The sequence below is a fragment of the Pseudomonas iridis genome (assembly GCF_017980685.1).
GTDB lineage: Bacteria > Pseudomonadota > Gammaproteobacteria > Pseudomonadales > Pseudomonadaceae > Aquipseudomonas > Aquipseudomonas iridis.
The window spans coordinates 1-13,596 of record NZ_JACXXO010000025.1; the positions used below are offsets into that span (position 1 = coordinate 1).

The 13,596-nt window shown below is 58.4% G+C and carries 15 protein-coding genes; 1 reads left to right on the forward strand and 14 read right to left on the reverse strand.

The genetic code is table 11. The annotated features are described in order from the left end of the window. Nucleotides 1-728: 728 nt before the first annotated feature. From IEQ42_RS25705 to IEQ42_RS25765, 13 genes are all read right to left on the reverse strand, one after another. Nucleotides 729-1,034 (reverse strand): DUF6482 family protein, encoded by a 306-nt coding sequence (locus tag IEQ42_RS25705; protein WP_042559369.1) that lies wholly within the window; start codon nt 1,032-1,034, stop codon nt 729-731. 14 nt (nt 1,035-1,048) lie between these two features. After that, complete coding sequence (locus IEQ42_RS25710; protein ID WP_210705974.1) at nt 1,049-1,759, reverse strand: SDR family oxidoreductase; 711 nt, start codon at nt 1,757-1,759, stop codon at nt 1,049-1,051. After that, a complete protein-coding gene (locus IEQ42_RS25715; protein WP_210705975.1) occupies nt 1,756-2,298 on the reverse strand; it encodes a DUF3833 domain-containing protein in 543 nt (180 codons plus the stop codon). Before IEQ42_RS25715 ends, IEQ42_RS25710 begins: the two co-directional genes overlap by 4 nt. Nucleotides 2,299-2,380: 82 nt before the next feature. Then, nucleotides 2,381-2,938: a GTP cyclohydrolase I FolE gene (gene folE / locus IEQ42_RS25720; RefSeq protein WP_047301436.1), complete on the reverse strand. Its 558-nt coding sequence runs from the start codon at nt 2,936-2,938 to the stop codon at nt 2,381-2,383. A gap of 452 nt (nt 2,939-3,390) precedes the next feature. Continuing rightward, entirely contained in the window at nt 3,391-3,675 is a 285-nt protein-coding gene (locus IEQ42_RS25725) for a hypothetical protein (protein ID WP_210705976.1), read from the reverse strand. Nucleotides 3,676-3,947: 272 nt separating this feature from the next. Next, nucleotides 3,948-4,178 (reverse strand): hypothetical protein, encoded by a 231-nt coding sequence (locus IEQ42_RS25730; RefSeq protein ID WP_150615477.1) that lies wholly within the window; start codon nt 4,176-4,178, stop codon nt 3,948-3,950. A gap of 121 nt (nt 4,179-4,299) precedes the next feature. Further along, on the reverse strand, nt 4,300-4,530 hold the full coding sequence (locus tag IEQ42_RS25735) for a hypothetical protein (protein ID WP_210705977.1): 231 nt from the start codon (nt 4,528-4,530) through the stop codon (nt 4,300-4,302). Between the two features lie 71 nt (nt 4,531-4,601). After that, nucleotides 4,602-6,239 carry an ATP-binding cassette domain-containing protein gene (locus IEQ42_RS25740; protein ID WP_210705978.1) on the reverse strand — a complete coding sequence of 546 codons (1,638 nt, stop codon included), beginning with the start codon at nt 6,237-6,239 and terminating at the stop codon, nt 4,602-4,604. 145 nt (nt 6,240-6,384) lie between these two features. Beyond that, nucleotides 6,385-7,422, reverse strand: a complete 1,038-nt coding sequence (locus tag IEQ42_RS25745) for a DNA topoisomerase IB (protein ID WP_210705979.1) — start codon at nt 7,420-7,422, stop codon at nt 6,385-6,387. 72 nt (nt 7,423-7,494) lie between these two features. Next, entirely contained in the window at nt 7,495-8,574 is a 1,080-nt protein-coding gene (modC, locus tag IEQ42_RS25750; RefSeq protein ID WP_210705980.1) for a molybdenum ABC transporter ATP-binding protein, read from the reverse strand. A 3-nt stretch (nt 8,575-8,577) separates the two neighbouring features. Then, nucleotides 8,578-9,258, reverse strand: a complete 681-nt coding sequence (modB, locus tag IEQ42_RS25755) for a molybdate ABC transporter permease subunit (protein WP_210705981.1) — start codon at nt 9,256-9,258, stop codon at nt 8,578-8,580. Further along, nucleotides 9,259-10,026, reverse strand: a complete 768-nt coding sequence (gene modA / locus IEQ42_RS25760; protein WP_228732043.1) for a molybdate ABC transporter substrate-binding protein — start codon at nt 10,024-10,026, stop codon at nt 9,259-9,261. Nucleotides 10,027-10,194: 168 nt separating this feature from the next. Then, nucleotides 10,195-11,259 carry an NAD(P)H-dependent flavin oxidoreductase gene (locus tag IEQ42_RS25765; RefSeq protein WP_210705982.1) on the reverse strand — a complete coding sequence of 355 codons (1,065 nt, stop codon included), beginning with the start codon at nt 11,257-11,259 and terminating at the stop codon, nt 10,195-10,197. A gap of 260 nt (nt 11,260-11,519) precedes the next feature. On the opposite strand from IEQ42_RS25765, the gene acuI reads away from it, so the two are divergent. Further along, a complete protein-coding gene (gene acuI, locus IEQ42_RS25770) occupies nt 11,520-12,503 on the forward strand; it encodes an acrylyl-CoA reductase (NADPH) (RefSeq protein ID WP_210705983.1) in 984 nt (327 codons plus the stop codon). A 14-nt stretch (nt 12,504-12,517) separates the two neighbouring features. Here the strand turns inward: acuI and ada are convergent, their stop codons facing one another. After that, the gene (ada, locus tag IEQ42_RS25775; protein ID WP_210705984.1) at nt 12,518-13,585 is read right to left on the reverse strand and encodes a bifunctional DNA-binding transcriptional regulator/O6-methylguanine-DNA methyltransferase Ada; all 1,068 of its coding nucleotides are present in this window, start codon (nt 13,583-13,585) and stop codon (nt 12,518-12,520) included. Between the last annotated feature and the right edge of the window lie 11 nt (nt 13,586-13,596).

The window sequence follows — 13,596 nt, forward strand, 5'->3', positions numbered from 1 at the left end:
CCACCGTGAGAGCGTCATTGTCTCTGACCAAGCCCTGAATATTTTCCAGTGCACGCTCCAGCTTAAGGGTGAGCGCTTCGAATTCGTTCTCATACATCCGCAGCTGGTGCCGGCAGGTTTCGAGCGGTGTTGGGTTACCGAGCCAATCGTCGGTGTCTTCTATATAGAGGGGGTCCACGGTAGCGCCTTACTGAATACTGTTTGCATATACAGTAATCGAGGCGCGTAGGGTGGGCGAGGGTGAGGCGACGAGCTGTAGCATCGGATGATAAGGTGACAGGCTGCGAGCAGTGGAACCCGAGCCAGCGACGATTAATTAGTACACGGATCAGTACATCAGAGCGGAGCTGCTTGCACGGAAGGTAATGATGATTGGCGTTTTGTCGATTAATTAGGTTCCGGCTTCGGGCACCATCTATATCAAGGGCTTGCATGACATACCTCATGCAAGCCCTTACTTTTTTTCCGCAATCAAAAAATCTTTTCCGCAATTCCTGTCCTTCTGTCACTTCGTAGGGGTTACCTTCATGCCCTTACGCGTCCGGATCCTGTTCTGTCATCCCCACAGATGCACGCCCCAACTGGTCTCGAGCTGCGTGGATGCTCTCTGTTGGCTCCTCTTCGCCCGTTGCCGCTTTCGCTCGTATCCCGCATTTGAAATTCTGCTTGCGGAATCCAGGCGCAACCGGCAGGTAACGTTCATTCAGTGGAGCTCGGCGTTGTCCAATTCATAATGGCGTGGTGAGCGAAAACGGAAGGCGCAGTTCTTCGACAGGCCCTGTATCCCGGCCGCACATTTCGTCGTGCACGCATTGCTGCACCAGCACGCAAGGAAATGCAGGGACGGTCTGCAGCAAGTCACGCAGGTGGGTGATCGAACGCAGGTGCATCGGCTTGGTCGCATCATCAAGCAAGGTGAACTGGCCGTGGTCCAGGCGGATCCGTGCCAGATAAAAACCGCCTTCCAGTGACAGCAGTTCCAGCTCGCGTATTTCGCTGTTGGCCGCGTGTTCGGTGAGGGTCTTCAGGTTCATGCTTCACTCCTTGCCTACCAGGGCAGGCGTTCTCCATCGTAAGCAAAGAAATGGCCGCTGTCGGCCGGCGTCAACTGGTCTATCAAGGTCATTAATTGGGCTGCGGCAACGTCTGCCGGCCGGGCACTGGAGGCTCCGCGGAAAGGTTGCGACAACCCCGAGACAACCGTGCCTGGGTGCAGACTGAGCAAGCGGCTTTGCGGGCGAGTGCGCGCCAGTTCGATGGCGGCGGTCTTGATCAGCATGTTCAGTGCAGCCTTGGAGGCGCGATAGGCGTACCAGCCGCCCAAACGGTTGTCGCCAATGCTCCCGACCTTTGCCGAAAGCATCGCCATCGCTCCCATAGGATCGAGCAGCGGCAGAAAGTGGCGCAGCACCATTGCCGGCCCCAGCGCGTTCACTTGAAACACGGTCTGAAGCGCCTCTGACTCGATTGCACTGAGGCTTTTTTCCGGCTTGATCCCGTCGCGATGGAGCAGGCCGGCCGCGTGCACGATCAGTTGATACGGTGCTTCGGCTGCCAGCTCGGTGGCGGCGCTGGCAATCGTTTCGGGTCGTTCAAGGTCCAGCTCGGGAACGGTATGGCGCCCCAGCGCGCGAACCCCGGCACAGCACGGATCCTGTTCGAGCTGTTCGCAAAAAGCCGTGCCGAGGGTTCCGCTGGCGCCGATGACCAGCGCGCGATAACCATCGCCGAGCGAGGCCATGGTCAATACGCGATTCATTGGCTCGCTCCGGCGCCCTGGCGACGGAAGAACAGCGTCACCTGGCCGACCTCTACCCCGAACTTAGACATAGTGGTGCGGTTGATCAACGTGTCCTCGTCCATCAGGTACATCCAGTCGTCCATGCTCATTTCGTAGGTCGAGTCGTCGACCGGCAGGTTCAGGCGATAACGCCAGTGCAGCGTGTTTCCAGCGATTTGGCCCTTGGCGACACCCACCACATCATGCGCGCGACCGCTCCAGCGTCCCTGGCCCTCGGGCGTGAGGGTCCAGACGCGGCGCTGGCGTGTGCCGTCGCTGTATTGGAAGCGCTCGTCGAGAATCAGGTTGTTGCCCTCGCGGCGGCTGACGATGTCGACCTCGAAGCGCTTGACAACCTCACCGCTGCGCTTCTGAAACATCCCCCAGGCTTTGACGGGCTGGCTGAAAAAATGCTCCAGACTCAATGCCGGTTGCTGATCCGCATAACGGACGACATCCACATTGCTGCAACTCCCGACGCTGAGGGCCATTGCCAGTATCAGTAGAAATCGGGTCATTGCCTTACTCCCTGAAGTACAAAGTTGATGAGTGTGAAGTTTCGAACTATGGGCTTGTACAGTTGGCAGCCCCTGTATAGGTTTATCGCCGTCCGATCAGTTGCAGAAACTCCTGCCGCGTCGTCGAACTATCACGGAAGGCGCCCAGCATTACGGAGGAAGTCATGACCGAATTCTGCTTCTCTACGCCGCGCATCATCATGCACATGTGCCTGGCTTCAATGACCACCGCCACACCCGCGGCATCGGTGATCTGCTGGATGGCTTCAGCAATCTGCCGGGTGAGGTTTTCCTGGATCTGCAGGCGACGCGCGAACATATCAACCACTCGCGCGACCTTTGATAGTCCCAGCACCCTGCCGGTGGGGATGTAGGCCACATGCGCCTTACCGATAAAGGGCAGCATGTGGTGCTCACACAAGGAGTAAAGCTCGATGTCGCTGACGATCACCATTTCATCGCTCTGCGACTCGAACAAGGCCCCGTTGGTGACGTCTTCCAGGCTCAACGTGTAGCCATTGCACAGATACTGCATCGCTTTGGCGGCACGCTTGGGCGTGTCTAACAGCCCCTCGCGCTCGGGGTTTTCACCGACGCCGACGAGAATTTCACGGTAATGGCTGGCTAGTAGTGGGTTCATTGAAGTTTCTCGTGGCGTTGGTATGCGTGAGGGCCAATCCATAGCTATAGAGTTGTACGCGGCCAAGTGCTTTGTATAGGTTTTATTCAAGATAGGCTGAAAAAAATCATCTGACAATGAATCGGCAATCTTTTTGTGCAGATGCGAAAACCTCACATCGCAGATGTGTGAGGTTGCTCGGATAGCTCCTCGGAAGCCAATGCCACGACGTGCACTTCCAACCCGGGATGGGAAACACTTACATGGCAGCGCCGCCACCCATCGCGGTATCGGCGGCGAAACTGAGTTCAGTGTTAATGCTCAAATGGGTGAAGCAGGCGAAAGCAACGCGTTTGACGAACGCGTGAATGATGCAATTCCTTGATTCTTCGCCCCGTCGAATGAGAGGCGATGGATTTACGCAGAAGAGACACGAAAAAAGGGCCGAGAGAATCGGCCCTTTTTATGCTGTCCTAAACAAAGGCTTGTCCGCTAAAGCCGCGGGGCAAGCGCTGAAGTCCGGCCATCGTCGTCAGCCGTTCAATCCATTCGGCGCGCCAGTTGGTTGGGCCGTGTGAGGTTTTTGCTTTTCGCGCGGTGCGGCGGGCCGCATTGCGCTGGTCTTTTCTTGCTTGTTTGAAGGCATCGGTATTGCGGCAACTGCGGCACTTCACGCGATTGAGTTCTTTGCTCGCGCTTAGTTGTTCGCCTTTGTGACCACAAGCCAGATGCCCGTCGACGTTGAAATGGATGACCATGAAATGTCTCCTTCGTGACGTGTATAAATTTTGACCATTTGAATACAACGACGTTCGGGGAGGTTTTCGACAGGAAAAAAAACACCCGCATGCGGGCGGGTGAGAGGGGGTGTTTCTAAAGGAGTAACTCTACTGTAGGCCAGCAGATGTGATGGTTATGTGAAAAGACCCACGCCAATTCACAATCCAGATAAAAAGCGCCCAGGCAGGATTTCGGTGACATTTTTGCCACCGCTGGTGAGGCTCAGATGATTACCGCGCAAAACCCGTTGTCATCTGAATCGAGGCAGTGGCCGATCAATAGGCTTGAGCGCCGACAGTGAGTTGCGGATCAGCGGAGTATCTTTTTCGATGTCATTCAGGCGATCGCGGATGCGCAGGGCTGTCGGGTGCCCGCCCTGGTGATCGACCCAGTCGGCTATCTCTTTGCAAGCGGCCGCGAGGCGCGCCTGCCGGGCGTCGAGCAGGGTGAGGAGGGTGGTGATGGACTCTTTTTCGGACATGAAACACCTCCGTACGTTGAAACCGCTGAACAGCAGCAAAAAGCCCGCGAGTTGCGAGCTTTCTGCCGATGGGGCGCTGCTCCTTCAGCTGGTTTCAGTATAGACCCGCTGCTGATCGGCATCAGCTTGATAACTGTCGGGCCGGTGTGGATGAACTGACTGCGTTGAGACGCTTGCATTCTTCTCGGGCGTCCTCTTCCACGTCATAGCCATCGCCAATGAAACCGCCAGTGCGGCTATCGCAGATGCGAAACCAGCTTTTGGCTTCTGCAGGATCATGCTGGCTATCAGTGGCGCGTCGCCCGTGAATGATGATCTTGTTGCAACGCTTCACGATGAAAATGTCTTCCATGGCGTCACCGCAGTTGATTCGTGTCACATCAACTATAGAAGCCTTAAGCAATTGTGCAAAAAACAACCAGGTCAACTCGTCGGTTGCAGACACCATCCTTCGGCGTGCCATTGCAGTTCATGGGTTGGGTTTAACGCCCGTAGAAACGCCTGGTCGTGGGAAACCGCCACAATCGCTCCGGGAAATGTCTGCAAGGCTTGCTCGAAAGCTTCTACCGAAGTCAGATCAAGGTGATTGGTAGGTTCATCAAGCAGCAGTAATTGGGCGGGCGTCTGACCCCATAACGCCAGAGCAAGCGCGGCTTTCAGGCGTTCACCGCCACTGAGTGAAGCGCAGGGCAGCGTGACGCGCTGAGCGTTTAGTTGCAGGTGTGCCAGGTAACTGCGCAACGTGCCTTCGCTTAGCGGTGTTTGTTGCTCCTTCAATTGTTCAACAATAGACATACGATCATCCAGCGACGTCAGTTGTTGATCCAGGAAAGCCAACGGCACATGGGTGATGCAGGCGCCGGACAGTGGCTTCAGTTCACCGCTCAGCAGTTTCAACAAAGTCGATTTGCCACAGCCATTCGGACCACTGACCGCAATGCGCATCGGCCCGTGGATGTCGAGGTTCAGCCGCGACGATGGTGCATCAGCCGGTAGCCAGGGCAAACAAGCGTCAATCAACGTGCAGATCCGACGTGTACTCGGTACAAGGCTGCCCGGCAGATTGATCAAGACACCCTCGTCAGGCACGACCTTCGCGAAGGCGTCACGTACCCTGGTATCCAGATCGGTTTTGCGTGACTGCTGGCCGAGGCGCACGTGGCCCATGATTTCCCGTGCAGCCGCTTTCATCGCCGCCCGTTCGAATCCGGTCACATTGGCTGTCTGTGCGTTGCGCCGACTGCTGGCGGCGTGGCGCTGGATTGTGTCGTGCTCGCGTTGCAGTCGCGCACGCTGGCGCTGGCGTTCGACTCGGGCCTGATCAAGCTGTGCCTGCGCCGCAGCTTGATGGATCTGCCGCTGTTCAGTGAATTCTGAATAACGACCCCTGAAGACAGTCGCCCCCAATGGCGTGAGTTCGACAATTCGACGCATCTGTTCCAGTAACTCGCGGTCGTGACTGACGACAATCAGGCCACCGCGCCATGCTTGCAGTGCGTTCATCAGCCATTGCCGACCCGCGTTGTCGAGGTGGTTGGTCGGCTCGTCCAGCACCAGTAATTGGTCGGGGTTCAGCAGTGCGCCGATCAGGGCGATTCTGGCTTGTTGGCCACCGCTGAGCGTTTGAGTGAGGTCGCGGGCAACGATGTCGGGCAGTCCGGCTTCATCCATTCGCTGACGCAAGCGCTCCGGTAAATCCCAGCGTTCGCCAATGAGGTCGAAATCCTCGCTACTGGCGCAGCCCATTTCCAGCCGCTCGAGCGCCGCGAGCCCCGGCGCCGTGCCTGTTGCGTCGGCGACTGTCTGCCCGCAGGTTGCGACGAAGTTTTGCGCGACGTAGCTCACCGAAACCGGGCGCACCACACTGCCGGTGACAGGCTGTAGTTGTCCGGCTATCAGTCGCGCGAGCACGCTTTTGCCGACGCCATTGCGACCCACGATAGCGGTCGGCAGATGATCGAATTTGAGGTTGAGGTCGTTGAAAATCGTCTCGCCATTGGCGAATTGAAAGCCCATTTGATTCAGGGAGACGAGTGCAGGCGTACGCGAGACGTGAGTCATCGGCACCTCCATAAAATGTCGTGAAAACTGACAAGCGCTAATCAGCGGCAAGTCGCGATTACATTTTTAGAAGGCCGGGTTGTTCACGTTTGCGATCATCCTGAGGACGGAAAGGTGGCTAGCCTAAAGGAGGGTGCGCAGTCGATCAAGGGGCGACTGCCATCTCGCTCATGCGTTCGAGAAACATCGCCAGCGCCACTTCTTCGGTGCGCAGCCCCTTGCGTACGCGTGGGCGCGGCAATTCGGCAAGCGCGCCTAGCATGAAATTTTCCACCACGGCCGGGTGGATGTAGCACTTGCGGCACACTGCTGGCGTGTTGCCCAACTGTTTGGCGACGCCTTTGACCATGTCCACTACATGCCGTTTAGCTTCGGTTTCTGATTCATGTTTAAGCTCGCGCAGCACGGACAAGGCCAAGGCGCTGCCGGCCCAGGTGCGGTAGTCCTTGGCGGTGAAGTCTGCGCCGGTCAGGGTTTTCAGGTAGGTGTTGACGTCGGAAGAGCTGATGGTGTGCCGTTCGCCATGTTCATCCAGATACTGAAACAGGTTCTGCCCGGGGATTTCCAGGCAGCGTTTGATGACCCGCGCCAGGCGTCGATCCTTCACGGTGATCTGGTGTTCTATGCCGCTCTTGCCCCGAAACTGGAACAGGATCGCACTGCCGTTGACCTCGACATGCCGGCTGCGCAGGGTGGTCAGACCGTAGGAGCGATTATCCCGCGCGTATTGCGTATTGCCGACTCGAATCAGCGTTGCGTCGAGCAAGGTGATCACCGTGGCCATGACCTTGTCGCGACTGAAGCCCGGTGCAGCCAACAGTGCTTCCAGTTGTTTGCGTAACTTCGGCAATGCCTGGCCGAACTCGCGCAGCCGCGAATACTTGTCGGCATCACGCACCTCACGCCAGCGCGCGTGATATCGGTATTGCTTGCGGCCACGGGCATCGCGGCCGGTGGCTTGAAGATGACCGCTCGGGTCGGGGCAGATCCACACGTCGGTGTAGGCCGGTGGCACGGCGAGGGCGTTGATGCGTTTGATCTCATCCGCATCGGTAATGCGTTGGCCCGACGGTTCGAAATAACTGAACTTGCCGCGCAGTTTTTTGCGGGTGATGCCGGGCTGTGTGTCATCGACGTAATGCAGGTCGGATGGCAGTTCATCGATCAGCTCGGTGTCGGGCATGGCGGCTTCCTTCGGTGGCGCAGTGGTCGTTAAAACCATTGACCGCACGCCGAAGCCGTCGTGCCGAATGATTTACGCGAGCACCGCGACTGCCTTTATTTGCGCCCACAACTGCAGGCCAGGACGCACGCCCAATTGATCGCGGGAGAACCTGGTAATGCGCGCCAGCAACGGCGTGCCGCCCGCGTCGAGACGAATCAACACATGCGCAGCATTGTCCGCGGCCTGCTCACTGATGACGGTGACCGGCAGGCGATTGAGGATGCTGCTGGATTCGCTGTTTTGAAGGGTCAGGCTGATGTCGCGCGCATGTACCTTGCAACGCAAGGTCTGGCCCACCGCCATTGGCGCATGCGTTACGCGGATGCTCATTTCGGTGGCCGGCAACTGCAGGCTCAGCAGCTGATACTCGGCGTCGTAGGCGCAGACCTGACCTTCGATGATCACGCCTGCGTCATCGCCCATGGCCATCGGCAAGTCCAGACGGGCCAGGGTTTCACCAATCGGCCCGCTGGCCAGGGCCTTGCCGTCGCTGAGCAGCACCAGATGATCGGCCAGGCGCGCGACTTCGTCCTGCGCATGGCTGACGTACAACAGCGGTATATCCAGCTCATCATGCAAGCGTTGCAGGTAGGGCAGGATTTCGTTTTTGCGCTGACTGTCGAGTGCTGCCAGTGGCTCGTCCATCAGCAGCAGTTTCGGGCTGGTCAGCAGCGCACGGGCGATGCCGACACGCTGACGCTCGCCACCCGAGAGATGCTGCGGATGACGCTCAAGCAAATGACCGATGCCGAGCAATTCAGTGGCATGCGTCATGTCGACCCGGCGCTGGGACTTGGCAATACGTTTGAGGCCGAACTCAAGGTTGGCCAACACTGACAGATGCGGAAACAGGCTGGCCTCTTGAAACACATAACCCACCGCGCGTTTGTGCGGCGGGACGAAAACACCGTTGTCGCTGTCCTGCCAAACCTCGTCGTTGACCCGAATAAAGCCTTGCTCTGCGCGTTCAAGCCCGGCGATACAGCGCAGGCACGTGGTTTTGCCCGACCCGGAATGGCCGAACAGCGCGCTGACGCCGCGGCCCGGCAAGTGCAGATCGACATCCAGACTGAAGCCTGAATAGGCCATTTTCAAACGTGCATCAATCATCGATCAGCTCCAGCCCGCGCGCGTCTTGCGGCTGGAGTACAGCGCAAGTAACACCACAAACGAAAACACCAGCATCGCGCCAGCCAGCCAGTGGGCCTGTGCGTATTCCATCGCTTCAACGTGATCGTAGATTTGCACCGAGACCACGCGGGTCTTGTCGGGGATATTGCCGCCAATCATCAGCACGACGCCGAACTCGCCGACGGTATGGGCGAACCCGAGGATGGCCGCCGTGATGAAACCGGGGCGGGCCAGCGGCAGGACCACGCTGAAAAAGGTGTCCCACGGATTGGCGCGCAATGTTGCGGCCACTTCCAGCGGACGGGTACCGATTGCCGAAAACGCGTTTTGCAACGGTTGCACCACGAACGGCATGGAATAGATTACGGAGCCAATCACCAGCCCGGTGAAACTGAACGTCAGAGTGCCGAGCCCCAGCCATTGGGTGAACTGGCCGAGAAAACCGTGTGGCCCCATCATCAGCAACAGATAAAAACCGATGACGGTCGGCGGCAGCACGAGGGGCAGGGCGACGATCGCCCCAACCGGGCCGCGCAACCATGAGCGGGTGCGCGACAACCACAGCGCAATCGGCGTGCCGATAACCAACAGGATCGCGGTGGTCAGCGATGCCAGTTTCAGGGTCAGCCAGATCGCCGCGAAATCGGCACTCGTCAGCGACATTTAGAGTTGGTAGCCGTAAGACTTGATGACCGCAGCGGCTTTCGGGCCCTTGAGGTATTCAACCAGTGCCTTGGCGGCGGCGTTGTCCTTGCCTTTGTCGAGGATCACCGCGTCCTGTTTGATCGGATCATGCAGGCTGGCCGGTACGATCCACGCCGAACCGCTGGTGACTTTGCCTTCCTTATAGATCTGCGAAAGCGCGACGAAGCCGAGCTCGGCGTTGCCAGTCGAAACGAACTGGTAGGCCTGAGTGATGTTCTGGCCTTCTACAATCTTGGCTTTGGTCGCTTCGGTCAGTTTCAGCTTTTCCAGCACTTGCGTGGCTGCCAGGCCGTATGGTGCGGTTTTCGGATTGGCGATGGACAGGTGCTGGTATTCGTTTTTCTTCAGCACCTCACCTTTGGTATCGACATAACCATCCTTCGCCGACCACAGCGCCAGGGTGCCAACGGCGTAAGTGAAGCGCGAGCCCTTGACGGTATCGCCTTCTCTTTCCAGTTTTTCCGGCGTGGTGTCGTCCGCCGAGAGGAACACTTCGAACGGCGCGCCATTCTTGATCTGCGTGTAGAACTGGCCGGTGGCGCCATAGGCTGCGATCAGTTTGTGCCCGGTGTCTTTTTCGAAATCGGCTGCGATGGCCTGGATCGGTGCCGTGAAATTCGCAGCAACAGCAACCTGCACTTCATCAGCCTGAGCAGCACCGATGGCAAATACTGCAAGCAGTGAGGTGAGACAGACAGGGGCAAAACGTGAGGCGCGAATGGTCATGTAGCAGCTCCGTTGTGGGCGGTGCACAGGGCAGTTTTACTCGAGGTGGACTGCGCCGTTGCAAGGGGGGAAATCGCTATGTAGCGAAATATATAGCGATCCCCACTTTGTGGCGAGAGGATTTATCCTGACGGGCCACTTGACCTGAAACGCATCCCGCGCGCGGCATCAACGCGCATTCAGCTTCGCCAATGCACCCTCGGCCAATTGGCGAGTCAGTTCAGCACTGCTGAGGTCCTGACCCAGCGTGAATGCCTGGCCTGCCCACAGGTTGGCGAACTGCGCATCATCTTTTGCACGTAGAGGCATCAGGGCGCCACCGGCCAACGGGAATGCCGGCGCTTTGGCCGACATTGGCCCCAGTTCGCGCATCACACGATTAAGAATGCCCCGCGCCGGGCGTCCGGTGAAAATGTTGGTGATCGCGGTTTCACTCTCTTTGGCGGTGCGCAGGGCCTTGTGATGAGAGGCGCTTACTTTCGCTTCCGGGGTGAACAGGTACGCGGTGCCGACCTGAGCCGCTGATGCACCGAGCATGAAAGCTGCCGCGACGCCTCGCGCATCTGCGATTGCACCGGCGGCAATCACCGGCACTGTCACCGCATCGACTATCTGCGGCACCAGTGCGAACGTGCCGACTTGACTGCTCAAGTCCTCGCTTAGAAACATCCCGCGATGACCGCCGGCCTCGTAGCCCATGGCGATGATCGCGTCACAGCCATTGTGTTCCAGGCAGATCGCTTCATCGACGGTGGTTGCCGAGGAGAGGATTTTTGCGCCGGTAGCCTTTACTCGATCGAGCAGGGATTTCTCTGGCAAACCGAAGTGAAAACTCACCACCTCCGGACGGAATTCTTCCAGCACTTCGCACGCTGCCGTGTCGAACGGCGCCCGGTTGGATACCGGTGTTGGCGCCTCGAAGTCGACACCCAATTCGCGGTAGTACGGCTCCAGCAGGTTCTTCCACTCGCGTGCGCGTTGCTCATCAGCGGCGGGTGGCTGATGGCAGAAAAAATTCACATTGAAGGGCTTGTCGGTGTGTTCGCGAATCGTTTTCAACTCTGCGCGTAACTGCTCGATACTCAGCATCGCCGCCGGCATCGAACCCAGGCCGCCAGCGTTGCACACGGCGATCACCATGGATGAGTTTGTCGCACCGGCCATCGGGCCCTGAATGATCGGCGACTGAATGCCGAGCAGGTCGAGAATGCGTGTATCTGGCCATTGGCTCATGGAAGCGGACTCCGGACGATGAAACGGGGCAGGGACGGCAAAGCCGGTTTTACCAGCAAAACCAGACTCCGGGCCACTTTGAAATTATGAACATCACCTGACGCAGGTTCTCAGCGTCGATGAAATCCGCCATCTCCACCACCGCCGCCATGAAAATACCCGGGCGATTCGTGGATTGGCTGAAAGTCGAGTGTGGCAAGGTGTTGCGATGTGATATTTGAAAGCAATGACCATCTGAAATCCATCCATGAGAGGCCATCATGTTCAACGGTATTTTGATCAATAAAGACGACAGCGGTTATCGCGCCAACCTTAAACAGATCAACGAAGACCAGTTGCCCGAGGGCAACGTGACCGTGGCCGTCGCGTACAGCACATTGAATTTCAAGGATGGCCTGGCCATTACCGGCAGCAGTCCGGTAGTGCGCAAGTTTCCCTTGGTTCCGGGGATCGATCTGGCAGGCACCGTCGAGGTCAGCTCACATCCCGACTATAAAGTAGGCGATCAGGTGCTGCTCAATGGCTGGGGCGTGGGCGAAAGCCATTGGGGCGGCCTGGCGCAAAAGGCCCGACTGAATGGCGACTGGCTGATTCCGTTGCCAAACGCTTTTACCGCTGCTCAGGCGATGGCGATCGGCACGGCGGGTTACACCGCAATGCTGTGCATTTTGGCGCTTGAGCGTAATGGCGTGACGCCTGCGCAAGGCGAGGTGCTTGTGACGGGAGCCAATGGCGGCGTGGGCAGTTTTGCCATCGCGCTGCTGAGCAAGCTCGGCTATAAGGTCGTGGCGTCCACGGGCCGGGTGTCCGAGCATGAATATCTCAAGCAATTGGGCGCGAGTGAAATCATCGACCGCGCGACCTTGTCCGAACCGGGCAAGCCGCTGGCCAAGGAACGTTGGGCAGCGGTAATCGATTCGGTCGGCAGCCACACGCTGGCGAATGCCTGCGCCAGTACGCGTGCAGAGGGCACCGTCGCTGCGTGCGGTCTGGCCCAGGGTATGGATTTCCCTGCCTCAGTGGCGCCGTTTATTTTGCGCGGCGTCACTCTGGCCGGCATCAACAGCGTGACTCAGCCAAAAGCGCGCCGCGTGGAGGCATGGGGTCGACTGGCGAAGGATCTGGACTTCGCCTTACTGCCATTGATCAGCCATGAAATCGCCCTCGGCGACGTTATTGATGCCGCGCCGAAACTGCTCGCAGGACAGCTTCGCGGACGCGTTGTGGTGGACGTCAATCGCTGAAGCGGTACGCAGCTTCAGGGTTGCGTTTCACGCTCCAGCAGTTGCCGTTTACGTTCGACTCCCCAGCGATAACCGGAAAGATTGCCATCGCTGCGCACCACGCGATGGCAGGGAATCGCGACGGCCAGTCGATTGGCACCGCATGCCTGAGCCACGGCGCGCATGGATGTCGGCGCGCCGATGCGTTGGGCAACGTCGGCGTAGCTGGCGGTGCTGCCAACCGGGATTTCCCGCAGCGCCTGCCACACGCGCTCCTGAAATGCCGTGCCGCGCACGTCCAGCGGTAGATCGAGGCCGATGGCCGGGGCTTCGATAAAGCCGACGACTTTGGCGACCAACTGTTCAAACCCGGCATCGGCGCCAATAAGATTGGCTTTGCGAAACTGAACCTGCAGATCACACACCAGTTGGTGAGGGTCGTCGCCCAACAAAATCGCGCAAACTCCGCGCTCGCTTTGTGCCACCAGGATCGCCCCGAGCGAGCATTGTCCAACGGCAAAACGAATGTCGTTGTTTTGCCCGGCGGCGCGGTAGTCACCGGGTTTCATTCCCAGCAAGTGATCGGCGCTTTCATAGAAACGACTGTTGGAATTGAAACCTGCGTCATACAACGCATCGGTCACTGAACCGCCGTCTGCCAGGCGCTCACGCACGCGGCGCGAGCGGTGGGCGCTGGCGTAACCCTTGGGCGTCAGTCCGGTCGCGGCTTTAAACACACGGTGAAAATGAAACGGGCTCAGACCGGCCGTTTCGGCGAGTTCATTGAGCGCCGGCAAAGTGTCGGCGGACTCGATCTGCCTGCATGCCAGCGCCACGGTGGCAGCATGTTGCGCGAGCACATCGCTCTGATCCTTGCTGGCCCTTTTGCTGGGGCGGTACCCGGCGGCTTCAGCCTCAAGCGCCGTATCAAAAAACTCCACATTCTGTGGTTTCGGCAAGCGCGCAAGACTACTTGGGCGACAGTAGATGCCTGTGGTCTTTACCGCATAGACAAACGTCCCGTCCGCCCGCGCATCCCGCGCAACAACAGCGGCCCAGCGTGGATCGTCTTCAATGTTGGGCGTGGTCGAAAGCGTTTTCATGATGGCTAATC